General features: G+C 71.4%; 20 protein-coding genes and 1 rRNA gene. 15 read left to right on the forward strand and 6 right to left on the reverse strand.

Translation table 11 applies throughout. The features are described from left to right. From rrf to pstB, 9 genes are all read left to right on the forward strand, one after another. Positions 1-87: ribosomal RNA gene (gene rrf, locus ACFC1F_RS25620) — 5S ribosomal RNA — on the forward strand; the annotation flags it as partial. A 75-nt stretch (positions 88-162) separates the two neighbouring features. Further along, positions 163-1,212 carry a mycothiol synthase gene (gene mshD / locus ACFC1F_RS25625; protein WP_376161628.1) on the forward strand — a complete coding sequence of 350 codons (1,050 nt, stop codon included), beginning with the start codon at positions 163-165 and terminating at the stop codon, positions 1,210-1,212. A 289-nt stretch (positions 1,213-1,501) separates the two neighbouring features. Then, on the forward strand, positions 1,502-3,679 hold the full coding sequence (locus tag ACFC1F_RS25630; protein ID WP_376161630.1) for an RNA degradosome polyphosphate kinase: 2,178 nt from the start codon (positions 1,502-1,504) through the stop codon (positions 3,677-3,679). 192 nt (positions 3,680-3,871) lie between these two features. Further along, positions 3,872-4,957: a CHAD domain-containing protein gene (locus tag ACFC1F_RS25635; RefSeq protein WP_376161632.1), complete on the forward strand. Its 1,086-nt coding sequence runs from the start codon at positions 3,872-3,874 to the stop codon at positions 4,955-4,957. Between the two features lie 82 nt (positions 4,958-5,039). Next, positions 5,040-5,465, forward strand: coding sequence for an NUDIX hydrolase (locus ACFC1F_RS25640; protein ID WP_376161668.1), 426 nt, complete (start codon positions 5,040-5,042; stop codon positions 5,463-5,465). Between the two features lie 264 nt (positions 5,466-5,729). Further along, positions 5,730-6,863: a phosphate ABC transporter substrate-binding protein PstS gene (pstS, locus tag ACFC1F_RS25645; RefSeq protein WP_307853514.1), complete on the forward strand. Its 1,134-nt coding sequence runs from the start codon at positions 5,730-5,732 to the stop codon at positions 6,861-6,863. A gap of 144 nt (positions 6,864-7,007) precedes the next feature. Continuing rightward, positions 7,008-7,988 (forward strand): phosphate ABC transporter permease subunit PstC, encoded by a 981-nt coding sequence (gene pstC / locus ACFC1F_RS25650; RefSeq protein WP_209417065.1) that lies wholly within the window; start codon positions 7,008-7,010, stop codon positions 7,986-7,988. Positions 7,989-8,064: 76 nt separating this feature from the next. Then, positions 8,065-9,141 carry a phosphate ABC transporter permease PstA gene (gene pstA, locus ACFC1F_RS25655; protein ID WP_376161636.1) on the forward strand — a complete coding sequence of 359 codons (1,077 nt, stop codon included), beginning with the start codon at positions 8,065-8,067 and terminating at the stop codon, positions 9,139-9,141. Positions 9,142-9,211: 70 nt separating this feature from the next. Next, positions 9,212-9,988 (forward strand): phosphate ABC transporter ATP-binding protein PstB, encoded by a 777-nt coding sequence (pstB, locus tag ACFC1F_RS25660; RefSeq protein WP_376161638.1) that lies wholly within the window; start codon positions 9,212-9,214, stop codon positions 9,986-9,988. A gap of 138 nt (positions 9,989-10,126) precedes the next feature. Here the strand turns inward: pstB and ACFC1F_RS25665 are convergent, their stop codons facing one another. Both ACFC1F_RS25665 and ACFC1F_RS25670 read right to left on the reverse strand, forming a co-directional pair. Continuing rightward, positions 10,127-11,122 (reverse strand): inorganic phosphate transporter, encoded by a 996-nt coding sequence (locus ACFC1F_RS25665; protein WP_209417068.1) that lies wholly within the window; start codon positions 11,120-11,122, stop codon positions 10,127-10,129. Positions 11,123-11,127: 5 nt separating this feature from the next. Further along, positions 11,128-11,748, reverse strand: a complete 621-nt coding sequence (locus tag ACFC1F_RS25670) for a DUF47 domain-containing protein (RefSeq protein ID WP_148643415.1) — start codon at positions 11,746-11,748, stop codon at positions 11,128-11,130. Between the two features lie 503 nt (positions 11,749-12,251). Here ACFC1F_RS25670 and ACFC1F_RS25675 point away from each other — a divergent pair. After that, entirely contained in the window at positions 12,252-12,650 is a 399-nt protein-coding gene (locus ACFC1F_RS25675) for a metal-sensitive transcriptional regulator (RefSeq protein WP_376161641.1), read from the forward strand. A gap of 9 nt (positions 12,651-12,659) precedes the next feature. On the opposite strand, the gene ACFC1F_RS25680 is transcribed toward ACFC1F_RS25675, so the two are convergent. Both ACFC1F_RS25680 and ACFC1F_RS25685 read right to left on the reverse strand, forming a co-directional pair. Beyond that, on the reverse strand, positions 12,660-12,857 hold the full coding sequence (locus ACFC1F_RS25680; protein WP_376161643.1) for a hypothetical protein: 198 nt from the start codon (positions 12,855-12,857) through the stop codon (positions 12,660-12,662). A 172-nt stretch (positions 12,858-13,029) separates the two neighbouring features. Continuing rightward, a complete protein-coding gene (locus ACFC1F_RS25685) occupies positions 13,030-13,938 on the reverse strand; it encodes a hypothetical protein (protein WP_376161645.1) in 909 nt (302 codons plus the stop codon). Positions 13,939-14,097: 159 nt separating this feature from the next. Between ACFC1F_RS25685 and ACFC1F_RS25690 the strand changes: the two genes are divergently transcribed. After that, positions 14,098-14,289, forward strand: a complete 192-nt coding sequence (locus ACFC1F_RS25690) for a hypothetical protein (RefSeq protein ID WP_209417113.1) — start codon at positions 14,098-14,100, stop codon at positions 14,287-14,289. 70 nt (positions 14,290-14,359) lie between these two features. Here ACFC1F_RS25690 and ACFC1F_RS25695 read toward each other — a convergent pair whose 3' ends face one another. Then, positions 14,360-15,076, reverse strand: a complete 717-nt coding sequence (locus ACFC1F_RS25695; RefSeq protein ID WP_209417072.1) for a phosphatase PAP2 family protein — start codon at positions 15,074-15,076, stop codon at positions 14,360-14,362. A 193-nt stretch (positions 15,077-15,269) separates the two neighbouring features. Beyond that, a complete protein-coding gene (locus ACFC1F_RS25700; RefSeq protein WP_374106203.1) occupies positions 15,270-16,475 on the reverse strand; it encodes an NlpC/P60 family protein in 1,206 nt (401 codons plus the stop codon). 239 nt (positions 16,476-16,714) lie between these two features. Here ACFC1F_RS25700 and ACFC1F_RS25705 point away from each other — a divergent pair, with 239 nt between their 5' ends. From ACFC1F_RS25705 to ACFC1F_RS25720, 4 genes are all read left to right on the forward strand, one after another. Beyond that, a complete protein-coding gene (locus ACFC1F_RS25705) occupies positions 16,715-17,065 on the forward strand; it encodes a hypothetical protein (RefSeq protein WP_241002623.1) in 351 nt (116 codons plus the stop codon). A gap of 167 nt (positions 17,066-17,232) precedes the next feature. After that, positions 17,233-18,048, forward strand: a complete 816-nt coding sequence (locus tag ACFC1F_RS25710) for a hypothetical protein (RefSeq protein WP_376161648.1) — start codon at positions 17,233-17,235, stop codon at positions 18,046-18,048. A gap of 16 nt (positions 18,049-18,064) precedes the next feature. After that, on the forward strand, positions 18,065-19,333 hold the full coding sequence (locus tag ACFC1F_RS25715; protein ID WP_376161670.1) for a hypothetical protein: 1,269 nt from the start codon (positions 18,065-18,067) through the stop codon (positions 19,331-19,333). A 7-nt stretch (positions 19,334-19,340) separates the two neighbouring features. Continuing rightward, positions 19,341-20,915, forward strand: coding sequence for an SCO6880 family protein (locus tag ACFC1F_RS25720; protein ID WP_209417073.1), 1,575 nt, complete (start codon positions 19,341-19,343; stop codon positions 20,913-20,915). Positions 20,916-20,931 lie beyond the last annotated feature (16 nt).

Consider the following 20,931-nt stretch of genomic DNA (forward strand, 5'->3'; position numbering starts at 1 on the left):
GGTTACATTCCGAACCCGGAAGCTAAGCCTCACAGCGCCGATGGTACTGCAGGGGGGACCCTGTGGGAGAGTAGGACGCCGCCGAACAATCATTCACAAAGAACCCCCGATCCATCACGGATCGGGGGTTCTTTGCATTTCCGGTTGACGTATCGTCAGGGCATGGACGATCAGGACGCTCAGCAGGAACGGGTCTACAACGGCACTCCGGCGACCGGCGAGGGCGCCGTGGTCGCCCGGGAGGTACTGCCGCCGGAGTCGCGGGACGGCGCACTGCGCGTCCTGGCCGCGGCCCAGGCCGTGGACGGCCGGGAGGCGGTGTCCGAGCAGGGGCGGCTCAGGTTGCGTTCCTCGGACGCGGCCCGCCCGGGCGTGATCCACCTCCTGCAGCAGGCCGGCAAGGAGCCGGGGGACGAGGCCGGAACCGGCCTGGACGTCGTCGGCTACGGCCAGCTCGAAGTCCCGCCGGCCGGCGCGGCCAACCCCTCCGCCGAGCTGGTGGTCGCCCCGGACGCCCGCGGGCGCGGGTTGGGCCGTCCCCTGGTGGACGCCGTGCTCGCCGAGGCCCACCGGGCCGGCCGGGACCACGTCGACTTCTGGGTGCACGGGGGCCACCCGGCCGCCCGCCGACTGGCCGAGCTGTACGGTGCCGAGCTGGTCCGCGAGCTGCGGCAGATGCGCCGGACCGGGCCGCAGACCGAGGAGGTCGCCCTCCCGGACGGCGTCGAGCTGCGGACCTTCCGTCCGGGTGCCGATGACGCCGAGTGGCTGCGGCTGAACGCGCTGGCCTTCGCCCACCATCCGGAGCAGGGCGCCTGGACCGCGCGGGACCTCGCCGACCGGCTGGCCGAGCCGTGGTTCGACCCGGCGGGCTTCTTCCTCGCGACCCGTGACGGCAGGGTCGTGGGCTACCACTGGACCAAGGTGCACCCGGCGACGGCCACCGGGCCGGCCCTCGGCGAGGTGTACGTGGTCGGGGTGGACCCGGCCGAGCAGGGCAGCGGCCTGGGCCGGGCGCTCACCGCGGCCGGTCTGCGGCACCTCACCGGCGGCGGCCCGGGGGAGCGCGGGCTGGGGACCGTACTCCTCTACGTCGATGCCGACAATCCGGCCGCTGTGCGGGTATATGAACGGTTGGGGTTCACCATTCACGAGGTGGACCTGATGTACCGCGCCGAGTACCGCACGCACCGGGAGCCGAGCGGGGTATAGCGGAGAGTCGGGTTCCGGGCAACGGGCCGGTCGTACAAACACCGGCCCGACCGCGACCCTGACCGACTCAGCTTTCCTCCTGGCCATGCGGTGTTTACCGTGGATTCAATTGCTGCCGTGAAGATCACAGGATGAAGTCCGTAGTGTCTCGCTCGTGCAGCGTCGGCGGCGCCCGCCGGCCGGTCCCGTGTTGACCGCGCCGGGCGGGTGGGCGTTGGCGTTGGGCGAGGACGACGGCCCGCAGAGCCTGTCGCGTCCGGACCCCGTCCTGCTGGAGGAGCTGGAGCCCATGAGCATTCCTCGCCCCGTCTCTGCCCCGCTGTCCCCTCCGGCCAGGATGTCCAGCGCCCTGGGGATACCGCCGGAGCTGCCGGCCGCGGACGAGCAGGACCTCGACGAGCTTCCCCAGGGTCGCTTCCTGGACCGTGAGCGCAGCTGGCTCGCGTTCAACGAGCGCGTCCTGGAGTTGGCCGAGGACCCGGCGATCCCGCTGCTGGAGCGCGCGAAGTTCCTGGCGATCTTCGCGAGCAACCTGGACGAGTTCTTCATGGTCCGGGTGGCGGGCCTGAAGCGCCGGATCGCCACCGGAGTGGCCCAGCGCAGTGCCTCCGGCCTCCAGCCGCGTGAGGTGCTGGACCTGATCTGGACCCGCTCGCGCGAGCTCATGGCCCGGCACGCCGCCGCCTTCCAGCAGGAGGTCCTGCCGGACCTCGCCGCCGAGGGCATCGAGATGGTCCGGTGGCCGGAGCTGGCGGAGAAGGAGCAGGCCCGCCTGCACACCCTGTTCCGGCAGAAGATCTTCCCGGTGCTCACCCCGCTGGCGGTGGACCCGGCCCACCCCTTCCCGTACATATCGGGGCTCTCCCTCAACCTCGCCGTGGTCGTCCGCAACCCGGTCTCGGGCCACAAGCACTTCGCCCGGGTGAAGGTCCCGCAGTCCCTGGCCCGCTTCCTGGAGGCCTCGCCGCAGCGGTACGTGCCGCTGGAGGACGTGATGGGTGCGCACCTGGAGGAGCTCTTCCCGGGGATGGAGGTGCTCGCGCACCACGCCTTCCGCGTCACCCGGAACGAGGACCTCGAGGTCGAGGAGGACGACACCGAGAACATCCTCAAGGCGCTGGAGAAGGAGCTGATGCGGCGGCGCTTCGGCCCGCCGGTGCGGCTGGAGGTCGAGGAGTCGATCGACCCCTACATCCTGGACCTGCTGGTACGGGAGCTGAACATCACCGAGGCGGAGGTCTTCCCGCTGCCCGGACCGCTGGACCTGACCGGTCTGTTCGGCATCGCCGACCTGGACCGTCCGGAGCTGAAGTACCCGAAGTTCGTGGCCGGCACGGCCCGCGGGCTGACCGACGTCGAGTCGGCCTCGCAGCCGGACATCTTCGCCGCGATGCGGGAGCGGGACGTGCTGCTGCACCACCCGTACGACAGCTTCTCCACCTCCGTGCAGGCCTTCCTGGAGCAGGCCGCGGGCGACCCGGACGTGCTGGCGATCAAGCAGACGCTGTACCGGACGTCCGGCGACTCGCCGATCGTCGACGCGCTGATCGACGCGGCGGAGTCCGGCAAGCAGGTGCTCGTCCTGGTCGAGATCAAGGCGCGCTTCGACGAGCAGGCCAACATCAAGTGGGCCCGCAAGCTGGAGGAGGCCGGCTGTCACGTCGTCTACGGCCTGGTGGGGCTGAAGACGCACTGCAAGCTGTCGCTAGTGGTCCGCCAGGAGGGCGACACCCTGCGCCGCTACTCGCACGTGGGCACCGGCAACTACCACCCGAAGACGGCCCGGCTCTACGAGGACATCGGGCTGCTGACCTCGGACCCGCAGGTCGGCGCCGACCTCTCGGACCTCTTCAACCGGCTCTCCGGCTACTCGCGCCGGGAGTCCTACCGCCGGCTGCTGACCGCGCCGCGCGGGCTGCGGGACGGGCTGATCTCGCGGATCCACGGCGAGATCGCCCACCACCGGGAGGGCCGCCCGGCGTACGTGAAGCTCAAGGTCAACTCGATCGTCGACGAGGCCGTGATCGACGCGCTCTACCGGGCCTCCCGAGCCGGGGTGCCGGTGGACGTCTGGGTGCGCGGGATCTGTGCGATCCGGCCCGGGGTGCCGGGACTGAGCGACAACATCAGGGTCCGCAGCATCCTCGGACGCTTCCTGGAGCACTCGCGGATCTTCGTCTTCGGCAACAACGGCGACCCCGAGGTGTGGATCGGCAGCGCCGACATGATGCACCGCAACCTGGACCGCCGGATCGAGGCGCTGCTGCGGATCACCGACCCGGCCCACCGGGCCGAGCTGTCCGGGCTGATCGACCTCGGGGTGTCGGACGAGACCGAGTCCTGGCACCTCGGGGCGGACGGGGCGTGGGAACGGCACGCCCAGGACGCCGACGGGAGGGCGCTGCGGCACGTCCAGGACCTGCTCATCGACTCGCGCCAGCGCCGCCGGGCCGCCGCGGCCCGGTGACCGGGCGCCGCTGCCACGGCGCCCGGCCACGACCACCGACGCGGACGACCGCGACCGGGGCCGAGGCGGGCCACGGACGCGGGCCACTGATGCGAGCCACTGATGCGAGCCGCTGAGCGGTCGGGGAGCCGCCGCAGCGGTCGGCCACCAGCCCCGGGGGACGGCCCCGGGGGAACGGGGATCTACCTAGTCATGACCGATGCGCCGATGACGGCCCAGGCGGCCTCCACAGCGACCGCCGGGGACATCCTCTCCAGCCATCTCACCGCCCAGGCCGGCGTCTTCCTGCGTGCGCTGCCGCAGGCGGTGGGCGAGGTCGGCGCCAGACCGGGGACGGCCGTCGTCCCTCCCGTCGGCACGGCGGACCTGCTGCGGGCGGTGCGGCGGATCGGCGGGCTGCTGCACACCTTCGGCGCCACGTTCGAACAGACCTGGGCGCAGGAGTCGCGCACCGAGCTGCGCTGGCTGCTCAACCTGCTGGCGCTGGAGCCGGGGTACGTCCGCCGGTCGGCCCGGCTGCTCGGCGCCCTGGACGCGCTGAGCGGCACCGAGGCGGACGGCCCCGGGATGCTCGCGGGCCACGCCGGGGCGCCGAAGGCCCGGGCGCTGCTCGACCGCCAGCTGACCCTGGCCCGGACCAGGGCCCACACGTCGGTGCTCCAGGAGCTGCGGTCGGCGCGGCTGCACGCGCTGGCGGACCGGATGACGCTGCTGGTCTCCGAGGCACCGCTGCTGGAGGCGGCCGACGGCCGGGCCGGTGCGGTGCTGCTGCCGCAGGCCGCGGCGGCGTTCACCGCGCTGACCGCGAGCGCCCAGCAGCTGCCGTTGCAGCGGGCCTCGACCCCGTACGGCGGGGACGGACTGCGCCGGCTGGGCTCGGTTCCGCCCGCCCGGGGCGTGGTGGACGCGGACGCGGCGCTGGCGGCGGACGACGCGCCGTGGGGCCGGGTGCGGATCCTGGTGAAGCGGGCCCGGTACGCACTGGAGGTGTGCGGACGGCCGACCGCGGAACTGGACGAGCTGGACGAGGTGCTGGGCCGGCACCAGGAGGCGGCGGACGCGGCGGTCACCGCCGCCACCGCGGCACGGACGCCGAGGATCACACCCGCCACCGCGTACGTGCTGGGCGTGGTGCATGCTGATCAGCGACTGGAGGTGGAGGCGGCGCGGTACGCCTTCGGCCGCCGGTGGCCCGAGCTCCCGCCTGGCCTGGACGGCTGGCTGGAGATTCCCCCGGCCGAGGGCTGGGGGCCTTCCCCCGCACCCCGGATGGCATGAGTTGCGCAACCGCCTGAGCACCGAGCAGGCCGACGGTCCCTCCACGAGCGGCCGCCCGGCCGGCGGGCGGCCGCCGGCCGTCCTGGCGGCGGGGGCGGTGCTCTGGCTGCCCGGGCGGCCGAAGAAGAGCGGCCGGCTGGGGCGGCCGCGGATCGCGGTGATCCACCGGCCCAAGTACGACGACTGGAGCCTGCCGAAGGGCAAGCTCGACCCGGGGGAGGGCGTGGTGGAGGCGGCGCTGCGCGAGGTGCGCGAGGAGACCGGGTTCTCCTGCGTGCTGGGGGAGGAGCTGCCGGCCCAGCACTACCTGGCGCAGGGGCGTCCCAAGGAGGTCCGGTACTGGGCGGCGGTGCCGTCGGCCGGGGCGTTCCGGCCCAACCGGGAGGTGGACCGGCTGGAGTGGCTTCCGGCCGGGAAGGCCCGTGCCCGGCTCACGCACGACAGGGACCGGCTGCTCGTGGACGCGCTGCTGGAGGCGCTCGGGGCGAGGCCGGTCCGGCGGTCCTGAGGTCCCGTCGCGGGTCGTGAAGGAACGATGGAAGTGATCTCCCCGCGCCCTTGCCGTGACGCAACCGTTACTACCTGACGTAGTTTCCTGCCATCCGTTCGAGGTTCACTCCCCGTTCACTTACGACCGGCTGTCGTGTCACTTCCCCGGCCTAACTTCGGGTTCACCGGAGGGCCGAACGGGCCCCGGACCACAGCAAAACCCGCGCCACGCCGTGTTCGCACGGCCCGCGCGCCGGGCAATGCCACAGAAAGGGACACCCCTGTGAAGCTCCAGCGGAACGGCCGCTCCAAGGCCCTCGCCATCGGTGCCATGGCGCTCGTCAGCTCGCTGTCGCTCGCCGCGTGCGGTTCGGACGAGAACAACAACAACGCCGGCGGCTCCGGCAGCGGCTCCGCCTCCGCCGCCGCCATCAACTGTGGCAGCAAGCCCACCGCCCTGATCGCCGCGGGCTCCACCGCGCAGGGCACCGCGATCGACGTGCTGAAGACCAACTTCGGCGCGGCCTGCTCCGGCGCCAGCATCAACTACGGCGGCGGCGGCTCCGGCGCGGGCGTCCAGCAGTTCACCCAGGGCAAGGTCCAGTTCGCCGGCTCCGACTCGGCGCTGAAGCCGGCCGAGGTCGACGCCACCAAGACCACCTGCACCGGCGGCCAGGGCATCAACCTGCCGCTCGTCGCGGGTCTGATCTCGATCGTCTACAACGTCGAGGGCGTCGACAACCTGGTCCTGGACGGCCCGACCACCGCCAAGATCTTCGACTCGCAGATCACCAAGTGGAACGACCCGGCGATCACCGCCCTGAACCCGGGCGCGAAGCTGCCGGACGCCGACATCCAGGCCTTCCACCGCTCGGACGACTCCGGCACCACGGACAACCTGACCAAGTACTTCGCCAAGACCTCCGGTGGCGCCTGGTCCTACCCGGCCAGCAAGACCTGGGCGGGCAAGGGCGGCCAGTCGGCCAACACCTCGGCCGGTGTCGCGGCCCAGGTGAAGCAGGTCAAGAACTCGATCAGCTACGCCGAGCTGTCGTACGCCCAGATCAACAACCTGAAGAGCGCCGCCATCAACACCGGCGCCTCCAAGCCGGTCGAGGCCACCGCCGCCAACGCCGCCAACACCTTCGCCAAGGCCAAGATCGCCGGCACCGGCAGCGACCTGGCGCTGACCCTCGACTACGCGACCAAGGACGAGGGCTCGTACCCGCTGGTCCTGGTCACCTACGAGATCGTCTGCGACAAGGGCAACAAGGCCGACACCCTCGACACGCTGAAGGCGTTCCTGGCCTACGGCATCAGCGACGCCGGCCAGAAGGCGATCGGCGAGAAGGGCTACGTCCCGCTCCCCAAGGAGCTGACGGACAAGGTCAACGCGGTCATCCCGACCCTGGCCTGACCCAGTGGACCTCCGGTGGAGCGGCCCCGTGGACGAGGGGGGCCGGGGCCGCTCCACCGGAAGCAGTGACCGAGAAGCACGTCCGGGGCACCGCCGCCAGGGTGCCGCCCCCTCGGGGCAGCACCACCAGACCGGAGTAGACCAATGACTTCATCATCCCCTGCCGCCCCGCGAGGCAGGGAACGCCGCAAGCGCGACAGCCGTGTCGGCGACAAGATCTTCATGAACCTGTCCCGCGGGTCGGGCATCCTGCTGCTGGTCGTCATGGCCGCCATCGCAGGCTTCCTGACCTGGCGCTCGGGCATCGCCCTGGGCAAGAACGAGGGCAACTTCCTCACCACCTTCGAGTGGACGCCGGACGCCCCGAAGCCGGTCTTCGGCATCGCCGTCCTCGCGTTCGGCACCATCGTCAGCGCGCTGATCGCGATGACGATCGCCGTCCCGGTGGCCATCGGGATCGCGCTGTTCATCTCGCACTACGCGCCGCGCCGGATCGCGCAGCCGTTCGCCTACCTGGTGGACCTGCTCGCGGCGGTGCCCAGCATCATCTACGGCCTCTGGGGCGCGCTCTTCCTGGTGCCGCACCTGGACGGCCTGACCAGCTGGCTGGACGAGTACCTCGGCTGGACGTACATCTTCGACCAGTCGCGCGCCGGCACCACGCCGCGCACCCTCTTCACCGTGGGCATCCTGCTGGCGATCATGATCCTGCCGATCATCACCGCGGTCAGCCGCGAGGTCTTCCGGCAGGTGCCGCGGATGCACGAGGAGGCGGCGCTCGCGCTCGGCGCGACCCGCTGGGAGATGATCCGCACCGCGGTGCTGCCGTTCGGCCGCCCCGGCATCATCTCGGCGTCGATGCTCGGCCTCGGCCGCGCGCTCGGCGAGACCATCGCGGTCGCGGTGGTGCTCTCCTCCAACAACGTCCTCTCGCTGCACCTGCTCGACCCGGGCGGCGGCACCTTCGCGCAGAACATCGCGCTGAAGTTCAGCGAGGCGCAGCCCTTCGGCCGGGACGCGCTGATGGCCTCCGGCCTCGTCCTGTTCGTGATCACCCTGCTGGTGAACGGTGCCGCGCGGCTGATCGTCGCCCGCCGCAAGGAGTACTCGGGGGCCAACGCATGAGCGAGCGCAGCGAGCGAATCAGTAAGAGGTGCGTGGTGCGCGCATGCGCCCCGACGAGCTTTGCGAGGAGGGCCGCATGAGTTCCGCTACGACCTCGGTTCCGGCGGACGCGCGCCCGGTCGGCCGCCCGCTGACCGCCAACCGGCTGCCCAAGTGGGCCCCGGCCGCGACCACCGCCGGCTCGATCGCCCTCGGCTGCGGCATCGGAGCCCTCGGCGGCCTGGAGAGCCACATCCAGTGGGGCCTGATCTCCGCGCTCCTCTTCCTGGCCATCAGCTACCTGTCCTCGGCCAGGGTCGAGGGCCGCCGTCAGGCCAAGGACCGGCTCGCCACCTCGATGGTCTGGGTCGCCTTCATCCTGGCCGTCATCCCGCTGCTCGCGCTGACGGTCTACACGGTCCAGCAGGGCGCCGAGGTGGTGGACGGGAACTTCCTGAGCCACTCCATGAAGGGCGTGCTCCAGTCGGGCCCCGGCGGTGGCATCTACCACGCGCTGATCGGGACCCTGCAGCAGGTGCTGCTGGCCTCCCTGATCGCCGCGCCGATCGGTCTGCTGACCGCCGTCTACCTCGTCGAGTACGGCCGCGGCCGGCTCGCCAAGGCGGTCACCTTCTTCGTCGACGTCATGACGGGCGTCCCGTCGATCGTCGCCGGTCTGTTCATCCTCTCGCTGTGGAACCTCGCCCTCGGCTTCAACTACTCCGGCTTCTCGGGCAGCCTCGCGCTGGCGATCCTGATGATGCCGGTGGTGGTCCGCTCGACCGAGGAGATGCTGAAGCTCGTCCCGAACGAGCTGCGCGAGGCGTCGTACGCGCTCGGTGTGCCGAAGTGGAAGACCATCCTGCGGATCGTCCTGCCCACCGCCATCGGCGGCATCACCACCGGTGTGATGCTCGCGGTCGCCCGCATCACGGGTGAGACCGCCCCGGTGATGATGCTGGTCTTCGGTGCCGACTACATCAACAACAACCCGTTCGACGGGCCGCAGCAGTCGCTGCCGATGTACATCTGGCAGCAGTACGCGATGGTGAACAACCAGTACGGCTACGCCCGTGCCTGGGGTGCGGCGCTGGTGCTGATCGCCTTCGTGATGGGGCTCAACCTCGTCGCCCGGGGCATCGCACGCTGGCGCTCGCCCAAGGCCGGCCACTGAGCCTCCGACTGACGTACGACACGGATTCCCGAGCGGCCCCCGGCCGCGGGCTGAGAGAAGACGAAAGATCATGGCCAAGCGCATCGACGTCAGCGGACTGTCCGCCTACTACGGCACCACCAAGGCCATCGAGGACATCTCGATGAGCATCGAGCCCCGCTCGGTGACGGCCTTCATCGGCCCCTCCGGCTGCGGCAAGTCCACCTTCCTGCGGACCCTCAACCGGATGCACGAGGTGATCCCCGGCGCCCGCGTCGAGGGCAAGGTGCTCCTGGACGACGAGAACCTGTACGCCTCGAACGTCGACCCGGTCGCGGTCCGTCGTTCGGTCGGCATGGTCTTCCAGCGCCCGAACCCGTTCCCGACCATGTCGATCTACGACAACGTGGTCGCCGGCCTGAAGCTCGCGGGCGTGCGCAAGAAGTCCGTCCTGGACGACGTGGTGGAGAAGTCCCTCAAGGGCGCCAACCTCTGGAAGGAGGTCCACACCCGGCTGAACAAGCCGGGGGCCGGCCTCTCCGGCGGCCAGCAGCAGCGCCTCTGCATCGCCCGCGCCATCGCGGTCGAGCCGCAGGTCCTGCTGATGGACGAGCCCTGCTCCGCGCTCGACCCGATCTCCACCCTCGCCATCGAGGACCTGATCGGCGAGCTGAAGAACCAGTTCACCATCGTCATCGTGACGCACAACATGCAGCAGGCGGCCCGCGTCAGCGACCGTACCGCCTTCTTCAACCTGGCCGGGGTCGGCCAGCCGGGCAAGCTGATCGAGCTGGACGACACCCAGCGGATCTTCTCCAACCCGTCCGTGCAGGCGACGGAGGACTACATCTCGGGCCGCTTCGGCTAAGGAGCGCCCGGGACACGGACTGCTTCGCGGTGCTGCATGGCGGTGCCGCCGCGAAGTATGAAGAAGGGCCCGCCCCCGAGATGTGGGGGCGGGCCCTGTCAGTTCCACCGGAACCGCGTCCGCGGCGGTCCGGGGTGCTCAGCCCCAGAAGAGGTGGACGAACCAGTACATCAGCGCTGCGACGACGGCGGCGGCCGGCATCGTGATGAACCAGCCGAGCACGATGTTCTTCGCCACGCCCCAGCGGACAGCGCGGATCCGCTTGGTGGCGCCGACGCCCATGATCGCCGAGGTGATCACGTGGGTGGTGGAGATCGGCGCCTTGAAGACGAACGACGTGATGTACATGACGGTCGAGGCGGTGGCCTCGGCCGCGAAGCCCTGCGGCGGGTCCAGCTCGATGATCTTGCGGCCGAGGGTCCGCATGATCCGCCAGCCACCCGCGTAGGTGCCCAGCGAGAGCATGGTGGCGCAGGAGATCTTGACCCAGGTCGGGATGTCATTGCCGGTCTGGTGGCCCGAGATGGTGAGCGCCATGACCACGATGCCCATCGTCTTCTGGGCGTCCTGCAGGCCGTGCGCCAGCGCCATCGCCGCGGCGGACGCGGTCTGGGCGACCCGGAAGTTGCGCTTGGCGCGGTGCGGGTTGGCGCGCTTGAAGATCCAGAGGATCGCCAGCATCACCAGGAAGCCGCCGATCAGGCCGACGATCGGGGAGACGATCATCGGGATGACGATCTTGTCCAGGACGCCGCTCCAGATCACCTCGGTGCCGCCGGCCAGCGCCGCGCCCACCATGCCGCCGAACAGCGCGTGCGAGGAGGAGGACGGAAGACCGAAGTACCAGGTGACCAGGTTCCAGGTGATCGCGCCGACCAGCGCGGCGAACAGGATCGCCATGCCCTGGTTGCCGGTCGGGGTCTCGATGATGCCGCTGGAGACGGTGTGCGCCACGCCGCTGCCGAGGAAGGCGCCGGCCAGGTTCATCACCGCGGCCATCGCGAGCGCGGCCCGCGGGGTCAGCGCCCGGGTGGAGACCGAGGTGGCGATGGCGTTCGCGGAGTCGTGGAAGCCGTTGGTGTAGGTGAAGAAGAACGCAACGCCGAGGACGGCGATGAGTGCAGCCATGTCCACGAGGGTCAGGACTCCTTGACGGCGATGGTCTCCACCGTGTTGGCGACGTGCTCGAAAGCGTCCGCCGCCTCCTCAAGGACGTCCACGACCTGCTTGAGCTTGAGCACCTCGATGGCGTCGTACTGGCCGGAGAACAGGTGGGCGAGCAGCTTGCGGTGGATCTGGTCGGCCTGGTTCTCCAGCCGGTTGACCTCGATCCAGTACTCGGTGAGGTTGGACATGGTCCGCAGGTTCGGCATCGCCTCGGCGGTGAGCTCGGCGGCGCGCGCCAGCACCTCGATCTGCTGCTCGATCCCCTTGGGCAGGGTCTGGATGTCGTAGAGGACGACCAGGTCGACGGCCTCCTCCATGAAGTCCATGATGTCGTCCAGCGACGACGCGAGGCTGTAGATGTCCTCGCGGTCGAAGGGCGTGATGAAGGACGAGTTCAGCTGGTGGAAGACGGCATGGGTGGTGTCGTCCCCGGCGTGCTCGGCGGCGCGCATGCGCTCGACGATCTCCGCGCGGGCCGACACGTCTGCCCCCAGCAGTTCCAGCAGGAGCTTCGACCCGACGACGAGGTTCTCCGCGGCCGCGGCGAACATGTCGTAGAAGCTCGTCTCCTTCGGGGTCAGGCTAAAACGCACGGAAATCTCCGATGTGCGGGGTAGGGACTGAACGATGCTAGGTGCAACCAAGCGCAATCGCGCAAACGGGGTGGTGGGGAGGAGCCGGAACCTCCCCTTCCGGTTGTCCGCCGCAGCAGTGGACCCGGCCCGCACACCCATGTGCGGACGTGAGCCCTCAGTCTGACGGAACCTCGTACGGATTGCCCCTGCCGTGCACGTGGAAGACGGCGGTGTCGGTCCGGACGGAAGCACCCCTCCGGCGGCCGTCCGTCGGGCGCCTTCCATCCGCTCCCGGCCCGCGCCGGGCGTGCTCCAGCCTGCGCCGGACCGGGACCGGACCGGGACCGGACCTTCGTCGGACCGGGACCGGACCTTCGCCGGACCAGGGTCGGACCGGGGCCGGACCGGGGCCGTGCCCGCTCGGGGCCTGCGGACCGGGCCGGAGGAACACCAGGACCGGTCACGGTGTTGGACACTGGTGGTCGACGCAGCCACCGAGGCACCCAGACGAAGGCGGGCCGATGACCACGACGGAAGCGCGCACCGAGCCGGACCACGCGCCCGGTACCGAACCGAACGGTGACCAGTCCGCGCCGGCCGCCGCCGAGGCGGCCCCGCACACCGGGCACGGGCACGGGCAGCACGGTTACAGCGCCCAGAAGGACGCCCACCTCAAGCGGCTTCGCCGGATCGAGGGCCAGATCCGCGGCCTCCAGCGGATGGTCGACGAGGACGTCTACTGCATCGACGTGCTCACCCAGGTGTCGGCCAGCACCAAGGCCCTGCAGTCCTTCGCGCTCTCGCTGCTGGAGGAGCACCTGCGGCACTGCGTCGCCGCGGCCGCCGAGGAGGGCGGCACCGAGCTGGACGCCAAGGTGGCGGAGGCCACTGCCGCGATCGCCCGGCTGCTGCGCAGCTGACGAGGGGCGCTACCGCCCGCCCCCCGACGGCCCGTCGGCGGACGCCCCGCCGTCGGGCCGGTCCAGCAGCACCTCGTCGATCCGTTCGGTCGGCAGCCGGTCATCGGTACTGGCCGTGGCGGCGATCATCAGCTCACCGGCCAGGTCGATCTCGTCGAGGGCCGCGTCGTCGTGGCCGCCGCTGCGGCCGCCCGTGGACGAAACCACCTGCACCACCCCTTCAGCGCCTCGCCAGCCCGGGCGGCAGCCACCCGACGTCCAGCCTAGGCACTTCGGAGCCCGCCCACATGGCACGGACGGGCCATCTCGGCGCCGCCGAAACGGGTGGGCCCACCCTCTCCGGGTGGCCCACCGACGCCGGCGGCGGCCCTGCGTCAGGCTACTTCGGGCTCTCCGTGGGCTTCATCGCGTAGATGTCGGAGGCCGGCGGCTCGGCCGCCTCGACCGGCTTGCCGAAGTCGGCCAGCGAGGTGGTCGACGTCACCTTCACCTGGTCCTTCGCCTCCTTGGAGCCGGCCACCCCGGCGAAGGTGAACACCTCGACCACCTTGTGCAGCCGGCCCTGCTCGTCCAGCCAGGCGTCGTACGGGACCTCCTTGACCGTGAAGGTCTGCGCCGCCATCCGCAGGCCGTCCCCGCCCCGCCCGCCGGTGGCCTCGGCCGCCTTGGTGAGGTCCAGGGTGCCGCGGTAGTGCTTCAGCGCCACTCCGCCGACCGTCTCGGTGCCGACCAGGTCCGCCTTCTGGGCCCCGCGCAGCGCACCGGTGGCGGAGGCCGGGTCGGTGGCCCCGCTGGAGACCAGGTTGCCGTCCGGCAGCTGGCGCACGTCCAGCTTGACCCACTTGCCCTCGGGCACCTTGGCGCCGCTGTTCTGCAGGTAGACGGTGCCGGGCAGGACCACCTCGACGATCTTCCCGGTGGTCGCCGCGCCCGGCGGCACCGCCACCTCCAGCCGCCCGATCCGCTTCACGTAGTCGTAGCCGCCGGTGCCGGTGAAGACGGCCTTCTTGTCGGCGGACTCGGTGACCAGCTCGGTGCCGGTGTGCGCGGAGCCCGTCCGGCCGGTGATGTCGGCGGCGTTGCGGACGGCCGTCAGCGGGTCGGCGGAGAGCTGGTCCGGGGCGGCGGCCTTCCGGTCGGCCGAACCGCCGGCGGCCCCGGAGCCGCCCGTACAGCCGGTCAGCCCGGCCAGGGCGGCGGCGACCACGAAGGCCCCGGCCGCCGACCGCAGGTGTGGCAGCGGGCGGCCGTGCCGCCGGCCGCTGCGCTGCACGCCGGTCATCTTCATCTCGCGACAACCCCCTCGGGCCCGACTGCCCCGCCGGCCACCACCACCGGGTGGGCAGAGCTCTTGCCGGGCAAACGAGTTGAGGCCCGAGGGGTTACGCGGAACCCGGCGCGCACCGGACGTCGCGCGCCGGGGTCCCGGAGCGTTACGGTGAGGCACGTGCACAGTGAGCTGCCGGCTGACCCCGGCACCGCCCGGATGCCCGAGCACCGCGTTGCGATCAGCGAGCGCGGTTCCTTCTGCTTCGCGACCTGTAGCTGTGGCTGGTTCTCACCGGCCCGCCGCTCCCGCGACCTGACCCGGCGCGAGGCCGCCGACCACCTCGCCGCGAACGACGGCCCCGGGTCGTAGCCGGGCCCCGGCCCCCGGCCCGCGTGCGGCCCGGGGAAGGTGGGGGGAGGCGGGGAAGGCGGGGAGGGGCTCAGGCGGCCAGGTCGGACTCCGGCGGCTGCTCGTCGGTCCGGACGGTGCCGCGGCCCTCGCCGCCCCGCCGCCGGCCGCCGCGCGGGCGGGGACCGCTCTGCGGTGCCCTGATCAGCGGTGCGGCGACGGTGCGGCCCAACGCGTGGCAGAGCGGGACCAGGACGGCCATCGCGATCGGCGCCAGCAGCAGGACCACCGCGGTGGCGAGCGCGAAGCCGCCGATCACGTCGGTCGGGTAGTGGACGCCCATGAACATCCGGCAGAAGCCCTGGAGCAGGGCGAGTCCGCCGGCGATCCAGCCCAGCCGCCGGTTCACCAGGAACAGCGCCACCGCGATGCCCATCGACATCGTCGAGTGGTCGCTGACGAAGGAGTGCGTGCCGGCCTTGCCGTCCACCAGCACGTCCAGCCCGGCGTGGTCGACGAACGGGCGCGGCCGGTCCACGATGGCGGCGATCGGCAGGTTGGCCAGCTCGGCGATGGCGACCGACAGCGGAGCCCACAGCAGGCCCGCGACGGCCACCGGGGCGTCCGGGCGGCGTCTCGCCTGCAGCCAGCCGACCAGGCCCAGCAGGGCCAGGCCGATCAGGATGCCGTACTCGCCGATCCAGGAGACCAGGTGGTCCAGCCACTCCGGGGAGCGCTTGGCAAGGCCGTTGACGGCGTAGAGCAGGCCGAGGTCGGGGTTGGTCGTGTCGGCAAGCGGCGTCGACACGCCGCACCTCCTTCTGGTCCGCAGCAGCTGTTGGTTCCGGCCGTGGCCCCGCCCGTCCCTCCCTGCCGGGAAGGTGACGCGGGGCCATCGGACACAACGTCATAACCGGTGCACAGCGTTCCACGGAAACACGCAGTTATGGAAACTTGACTCAGCGTCCACAGGGCGCGCACACCCGGCGGTCCGGAGCGGGTCAGCTCTTTGCAGGTGTTTGACCTGGACCTGCCGGAGCGGGCCCGGCGGCGACGGCCGCCCGGGAGGTCGGGGCGGCCGGTGCCGCCGCGGCGGCCGCCGGGTTGGCCGGGTTGGCCGGGGTGGACTGGCCGCCCGGAGCCGGGCCGGCCGGGGCGGGATCGGCCGGGCGGCTCGGGGCGGTGATGCTGCCGTCCGCGTTGCGCCCCGGCAGGGCCTGGGCGCCGTCCGAGGTGACCCGGGTGGCGCCGATGTACTCCCTGGTGTCGATCTTGTCGTAGCGGATCACCGCGCCGGTGTGCGGAGCGTTGATCATGTAGCCGCCACCGACGTAGATGCCGACGTGGTGGATGCTGCGGGGGTCGGTGAGGTCCGTCGCCCAGAACACCAGGTCCCCCGGGCGGAGCTGGTCGCGCGAGGGGTGCTGCCCGGCGTACCACTGGTCGTTGGCCACCCGGGGGAGCGTGATGCCCACACTGGCGTACGCGGCCTGGGTGAGCCCGGAGCAGTCGAACCGCCCGTTCTGCGAGGGCAGCCCCTCGCCGCCCCACAGGTACGGGGTGCCGAGCTTGGTCTGCGCGAAGTAGATCGCGCCGGACGACTGCTGGGAGACCTCCACCGGCGCCGTCGGCGCGGTGAAGCTGCGGGCCATCGCCTGGATGTTCTTCACGTAGCCCTGCGTCTCCCGGTACGGCGGCACCCCGTTGTACCTCGTCACCGCGTACGGGCCCGCGTTGTAGGCGGCCAGCAGGTTGGCCTGGCGGTCGCCCGGCACCTTGGCGACGTCCTTGGCGAGCGCGCAGTCGAACGTGGCCGCCGAGGCGATCGCGTCCAGTGGGTCCCAGACATCCTTCTTGCCGTCATTGTTGCCGTCCGTGCCGTATGTTCCCCAGGTCTCCGGCATGAACTGCGCCATTCCCTGCGCGCCCACGCCCGACCGGGCGCGCGGGTCGAAACCGCTTTCCTGGTACAGCTGCGCCGCGAGCATCGGCGGGGAGATCTCCGGACAGAGCGAGCCCCACTGCTGGATCGGCCCCTGGTAGGCCGCCGGAACGGTGCCCGGCGAGAGGGCGGCGCGATTGGCCGACTGCTGCGGCGTACCACTCGCCGCATACGTCCCGACCGTGACAAGTCCGATGAAGCCGACCGCGACAACTCCCGCAGCGGCGGCGGCCGTACCGGCCTTCCGGAGTACCATCAGCACCATCCCGACGAATCGTCAGTCGAAGTGTCCCGGAAGGCGTTGCTCACCGCAATCATCAGAGATACAAAGAGTGAGCGCTATCCTTCGTACGGTGGACATCCTCGCGTACGTGTCCCATACCTCACGACCAATCCGCGAGAAGCAGCCAAGTCGACATCAGATCTGGCCAAGAATAGGCACCGACCCTTCGCGCGGACGGGGTCTGGGCCCTTGAATTTGCCTGATCGGGCGGTGAGATGGAAATGAACCTGAGCAGCGTGAACAGCATCGCGATCGGCCACCTGGCCGAGGACCCTCCTAAGAAGCCGAATATCGACACCATCATCGGCGGGATCGCCCCCGACTGGGGCCCGTTCGCGAGTCTCGGGTCGGAGGCCCGGGTGATGGTCGAGGTCGTCATGGCCGTGGCGATCCTGGCCTGCCTCGGCATCGCCGTCTGGGGCGCGGCCAAGCAGCGCATCGGCGCCACCGCCATGCGCGACAGCTTCGGTGCCGAACAGGGCAAGGGGCTGATCATCGCCGGGCTGACCGGCGTGTTCATCATTGGATCACTCGGCACTCTGTTCACCATTGTCTACGGCATGGCCATCTGACGATCGGACAGCAAGGGCGGGACCGGCGGTGAGCCCGCCCGGCCGTCCGGCCGTCACGATCCGCCGGAGTCCCCGCCGGGAGTCCACCCACCACCCCGCCCTCCGCGCCCGCCCACGGGCGGAGGGGCCCCGGAGCCGCCCCGGCTCCCCGCACCAGGAGGGCCGCCGTGCCGTTGTCCGACGACCAGCCGCACACCCGTACGCGGCTGCCGGTCGGTGAACAGCCCTCTTCCCAGCCGCCCGCCCGTCAGTCCCGGCCGCTGCGCACCATGCTGACCGTCCTGGTGGTCGTCACCCTGCTCGTGGTCGCGATCTCCATCGCCAACCGCGGCAAGGCCGACCCCGGCACCACCGCGGGCCGCTCCGCCGACGCCGCCCCCACCGCGGCCTCCGGCGCCGGGCCCGCCCCCAGCGGCGACCAGCCCGTGAGCACCACGAGCAACGGCATCGCCAGCGGCTTCCCGCACACGGACCAGGGCGCGCAGTCGGCCGCCGCCAACTACGCGGTCGCCATCGGCTCCGCCGACATGTTCCGCACCGACAGCCGCCACACCATCGTCGCCACCATCACCGACCCGTCCGCCACGGCGGCCCTCCAGAGCCGCCTGGACCAGGGGTTCAGTGGCGACACGGCCGCCCGCTACGGCCTCGACGCCCAGGGGCGCGCCCCCAAGGGGCTCGCCTTCGTCAGCCGCACCGTTCCGGCCGGCACCAAGTCGGTCGGCTACAGCGATGCCGACGCCAAGGTCGAGGTCTGGTGCACCGGCCTCACCGGCCTCGCCGGCGAACGCTCCGTCCAGCCCGTCACGGAGAACTGGTTCACCCTCACCCTGAGCCTGCGCTGGACGGGCGCCGACTGGAAGCTCACCGACTACGCAAGCCGGCAGGGCCCAGCCCCGATGCCGGGCGACCAACAGGCCGCCACCGCCGAGGAGATCACCGGCGCCGTCCAGCAGTTCGGGGGTTTCCGCTATGCCCGTTGATGCCGTCACCAGGAAGATGTCCCGGGTCGGTGGGGTGATGGGAGCGATGGTCGCTCTTCAAGTCGCCTCTTTGGCACTGGCCTCACAAGCCTTGGCCGAGCCCACGCCCAGCCCCACGGCCTCGCCCAGCGGCAGTGACTGTGACGTGCTGCCACTTCCCGGTAGCGGTGTCTACTGCGCCTCCAAGCCCGGCGGTGGCTCCATCCCCGGGACGAACGCCGTCGGCGGCGTCACCGACCCGCTCGGGTCGCTGGCCAAGGGGTGTGCGCAGGCGGCGGCGTGGGTCGTGCGGAGCCTGTCGGGGGCGATCGACGGGACCACGCAGGTCGACTTCACCAATGCGTCGTTCCTGCAGCAGTACGCGGTGGTGTTCGCCGCGTCGACGATCATCACGCTGGTGCTCTGGCTGCTGGCGGTGACGAAGCGGGCGGTGCGCGGGGCGCCGTTGACGACGGCGATCTCGGAGGCGATCGGCTTCCTGTGGCTGACCGTGGTGGCGTCGGCGTTCACGCCGCTGATCCTGTACACCGTGGTGAGCGCGACGGATGGGCTGACCAAGGCGATCGCGGTGGGCACGAAGTCGGACACCGGGACGTACCTGGGCGGGTTCGCGGACACCCTGGAGAAGGGGTCGATGGGCGGCGGCCCGCTGATCCTGATCATCGTGTCGCTGGTGGCCGTGCTGGCGGCGGCGGTGCTCTGGGTGGAGCTGCTGATCCGGGCGGCGATGCTGTACGTGGGCGCGCTGCTGGGGACGGCGGTGTACGCGGGGCTGGTGGACAAGCAACTGTGGAAGCACGTGCGCCGCTGGGCCGGGGTGATGCTGGCGGTGGACCTGGCGAAGCCGATCATCGTGATCATCCTCGGGCTGGCCGGCGCGGTGGCGACCGGCGCCGGGGCGGGCGACGACTTCGCCCGGGTGCTGTCGGGGCTGGCGATCCTGTTCCTGTCGATCTTCGCGAGCGCCTCCGTCTACCGCTTCGTGCCGGGCTTCGGTGACGAGATCATGAGCATGCGCAACGCCCGGGCCCACGCGGTGTCGGCCGGTTCGGCGATGATCAACGGGACGGCGAACCTGGTGAAGCAGGGCATCAGCACGCACGGCGACCGCGGCCCGCAGGGCGCCGGCGGGGGCGGTGCGGGCTCGGGTGGCGGCTCGGTCGCGACGGGCATCGCCGCCCACGCCGCGCGCACCCCGGCGCCGCCGCAGCAGGCCGCACCGCCGGCCTCGGTGCCGATGCGAGACGTACCGATCCGCGACAGCAATCCAGCGAAGGGAGGGTGACGGGTAAGTGAGCAGCGAACCACTCGGTCAGTACGGTGCCCAGTACGCCCAGCCGTACGTGCACCAGCGCCGCACCTACCTGATCGGCAAGGCCCGCCCGAACGCGCCGATCGGCCGCAACCGGGAGTCCGGCGAGATCGTCCTGATCATCTTCGGGGCGTTCCTCGGCATGCTCTGGGGCCTGATGATGCCGGTCCTGCCGCTGCGCATCGCGGGCCTGGTCGGCCTGCCGCTGCTGGCGATCGCGGCGGTCTACGTGCCGTACCGGCGCCGGACGTTCTACAAGTGGGTGGAGATCAACCGCACCTACCGCCGGACGGTCCGCAGCGGCCGGGCGGTGTGGAAGTCGGACGCGATGGACGCGGGGACCCGGCTGGACGGCCGTGAGGTCGAGGTCGGCCCGCCGCCGGGGGTCGGGCGGCTGCGCTGGCTGGCGGCCCCGTTCGGGCCGGACGAGGTCGGGGTGCTGATGCACCTGGAGCGGCGCACGGTCACGGCGGCGATCGAGATCGAGGGCCCGGGTGTCGGCCTGCGCGACTCGGAGGACCAGGAGGCGCTGGTCGACCGGTTCGGCACGCTGCTGAAGCACGTCGCCAACGGGGACGGCTTCGTGACCCGGCTGCAGATCCTCGCCCGGACGCTCCCGGCCGACCCGGACGCGCACGCCAAGGACGTGGAGCGGCGCGGCGACCACGACGCACCGCGCTGGCTGCAGGACTCGTACGACCAGCTGCAGTCGATGGTGTCGACCTCCTCGGAGCAGCACCGGGCGTACCTGGTGGCCTGCATGCACTACACCCGCGACCTGGCGGCCGAGGCGCACGCGATGGGCCGGACGGCGACCGGGCGCCGTGCCCGGGACGACGAGGGCCTGGCCGCGGTGATGGCCCGTGAGCTGACGGACATCTGTGCCCGGCTGGCCGAGGCGGACATCCGGGTGCGCCAGCCGCTCGGCCAGGCGCGGCTCTCCTCGCTGCTGCACTCGATGTACGACCCGGACCACCCGATCGACCACATCCAGGCGATGTCCCGGCGCAACGCCTGGCCGGCCGAGCTGGACGCGACGGACCCGCAGTTCCTCCAGGCGAAGACCCGGGAGTCGGTGACCCGGGCGCCGTGGTGCCACGCCACCGCCTGGATCAAGGAGTGGCCGCTGACCCCGGTGGGCGTCAACTTCCTGGCGCCGCTGCTGGTGCACACCCCGGACGTGATCCGGACGGTCGCGGTGACGATGGACCTGGAGCCGACCGACGTCGCGATCGAGCGGATGCTCACCGAGAAGACCAACGACGAGGCGGAGGCCAGCCGCGCCGCCAAGATGAACCGCACGGTCGACCCGCGCGACCTGGCCCACACCGGCCGGGTCGACCAGCGCGGTGACGACCTGGCGTCCGGCGCGGCCGGGGTCAACCTGGTCGGCTACATCACGGTCTCCTCGCGCAGTCCCGAGGCGCTGGCCCGCGACAAGCGGACCATCCGGGCCTCGGCCGGCAAGAGCTACCTCAAGCTGGAGTGGTGCGACCGCGAGCACCACCGTGCGTTCGTCAACACCCTGCCGTTCGCCACCGGCATCCGCCGCTGATCCACCTGGAGGCCCC

The sequence above is a fragment of the Kitasatospora sp. NPDC056181 genome, from assembly GCF_042266225.1.
Classification (GTDB): domain Bacteria; phylum Actinomycetota; class Actinomycetes; order Streptomycetales; family Streptomycetaceae; genus Kitasatospora.

Coding starts and splice junctions, on each gene's coding strand:
- mshD (WP_376161628.1), top strand. CDS start 163: ATGGACGATCAGGACGCTCAGCAGGAACGGGTCTACAACGGCACTCCG.
- ACFC1F_RS25630 (WP_376161630.1), top strand. CDS start 1,502: ATGAGCATTCCTCGCCCCGTCTCTGCCCCGCTGTCCCCTCCGGCCAGG.
- ACFC1F_RS25635 (WP_376161632.1), top strand. CDS start 3,872: ATGACCGATGCGCCGATGACGGCCCAGGCGGCCTCCACAGCGACCGCC.
- pstC (WP_209417065.1), top strand. CDS start 7,008: ATGACTTCATCATCCCCTGCCGCCCCGCGAGGCAGGGAACGCCGCAAG.
- pstA (WP_376161636.1), top strand. CDS start 8,065: ATGAGTTCCGCTACGACCTCGGTTCCGGCGGACGCGCGCCCGGTCGGC.
- pstB (WP_376161638.1), top strand. CDS start 9,212: ATGGCCAAGCGCATCGACGTCAGCGGACTGTCCGCCTACTACGGCACC.
- ACFC1F_RS25675 (WP_376161641.1), top strand. CDS start 12,252: ATGACCACGACGGAAGCGCGCACCGAGCCGGACCACGCGCCCGGTACC.
- ACFC1F_RS25685 (WP_376161645.1), bottom strand. CDS start 13,938: ATGAAGATGACCGGCGTGCAGCGCAGCGGCCGGCGGCACGGCCGCCCG.
- ACFC1F_RS25700 (WP_374106203.1), bottom strand. CDS start 16,475: ATGGTGCTGATGGTACTCCGGAAGGCCGGTACGGCCGCCGCCGCTGCG.
- ACFC1F_RS25705 (WP_241002623.1), top strand. CDS start 16,715: ATGAACCTGAGCAGCGTGAACAGCATCGCGATCGGCCACCTGGCCGAG.
- ACFC1F_RS25715 (WP_376161670.1), top strand. CDS start 18,065: ATGTCCCGGGTCGGTGGGGTGATGGGAGCGATGGTCGCTCTTCAAGTC.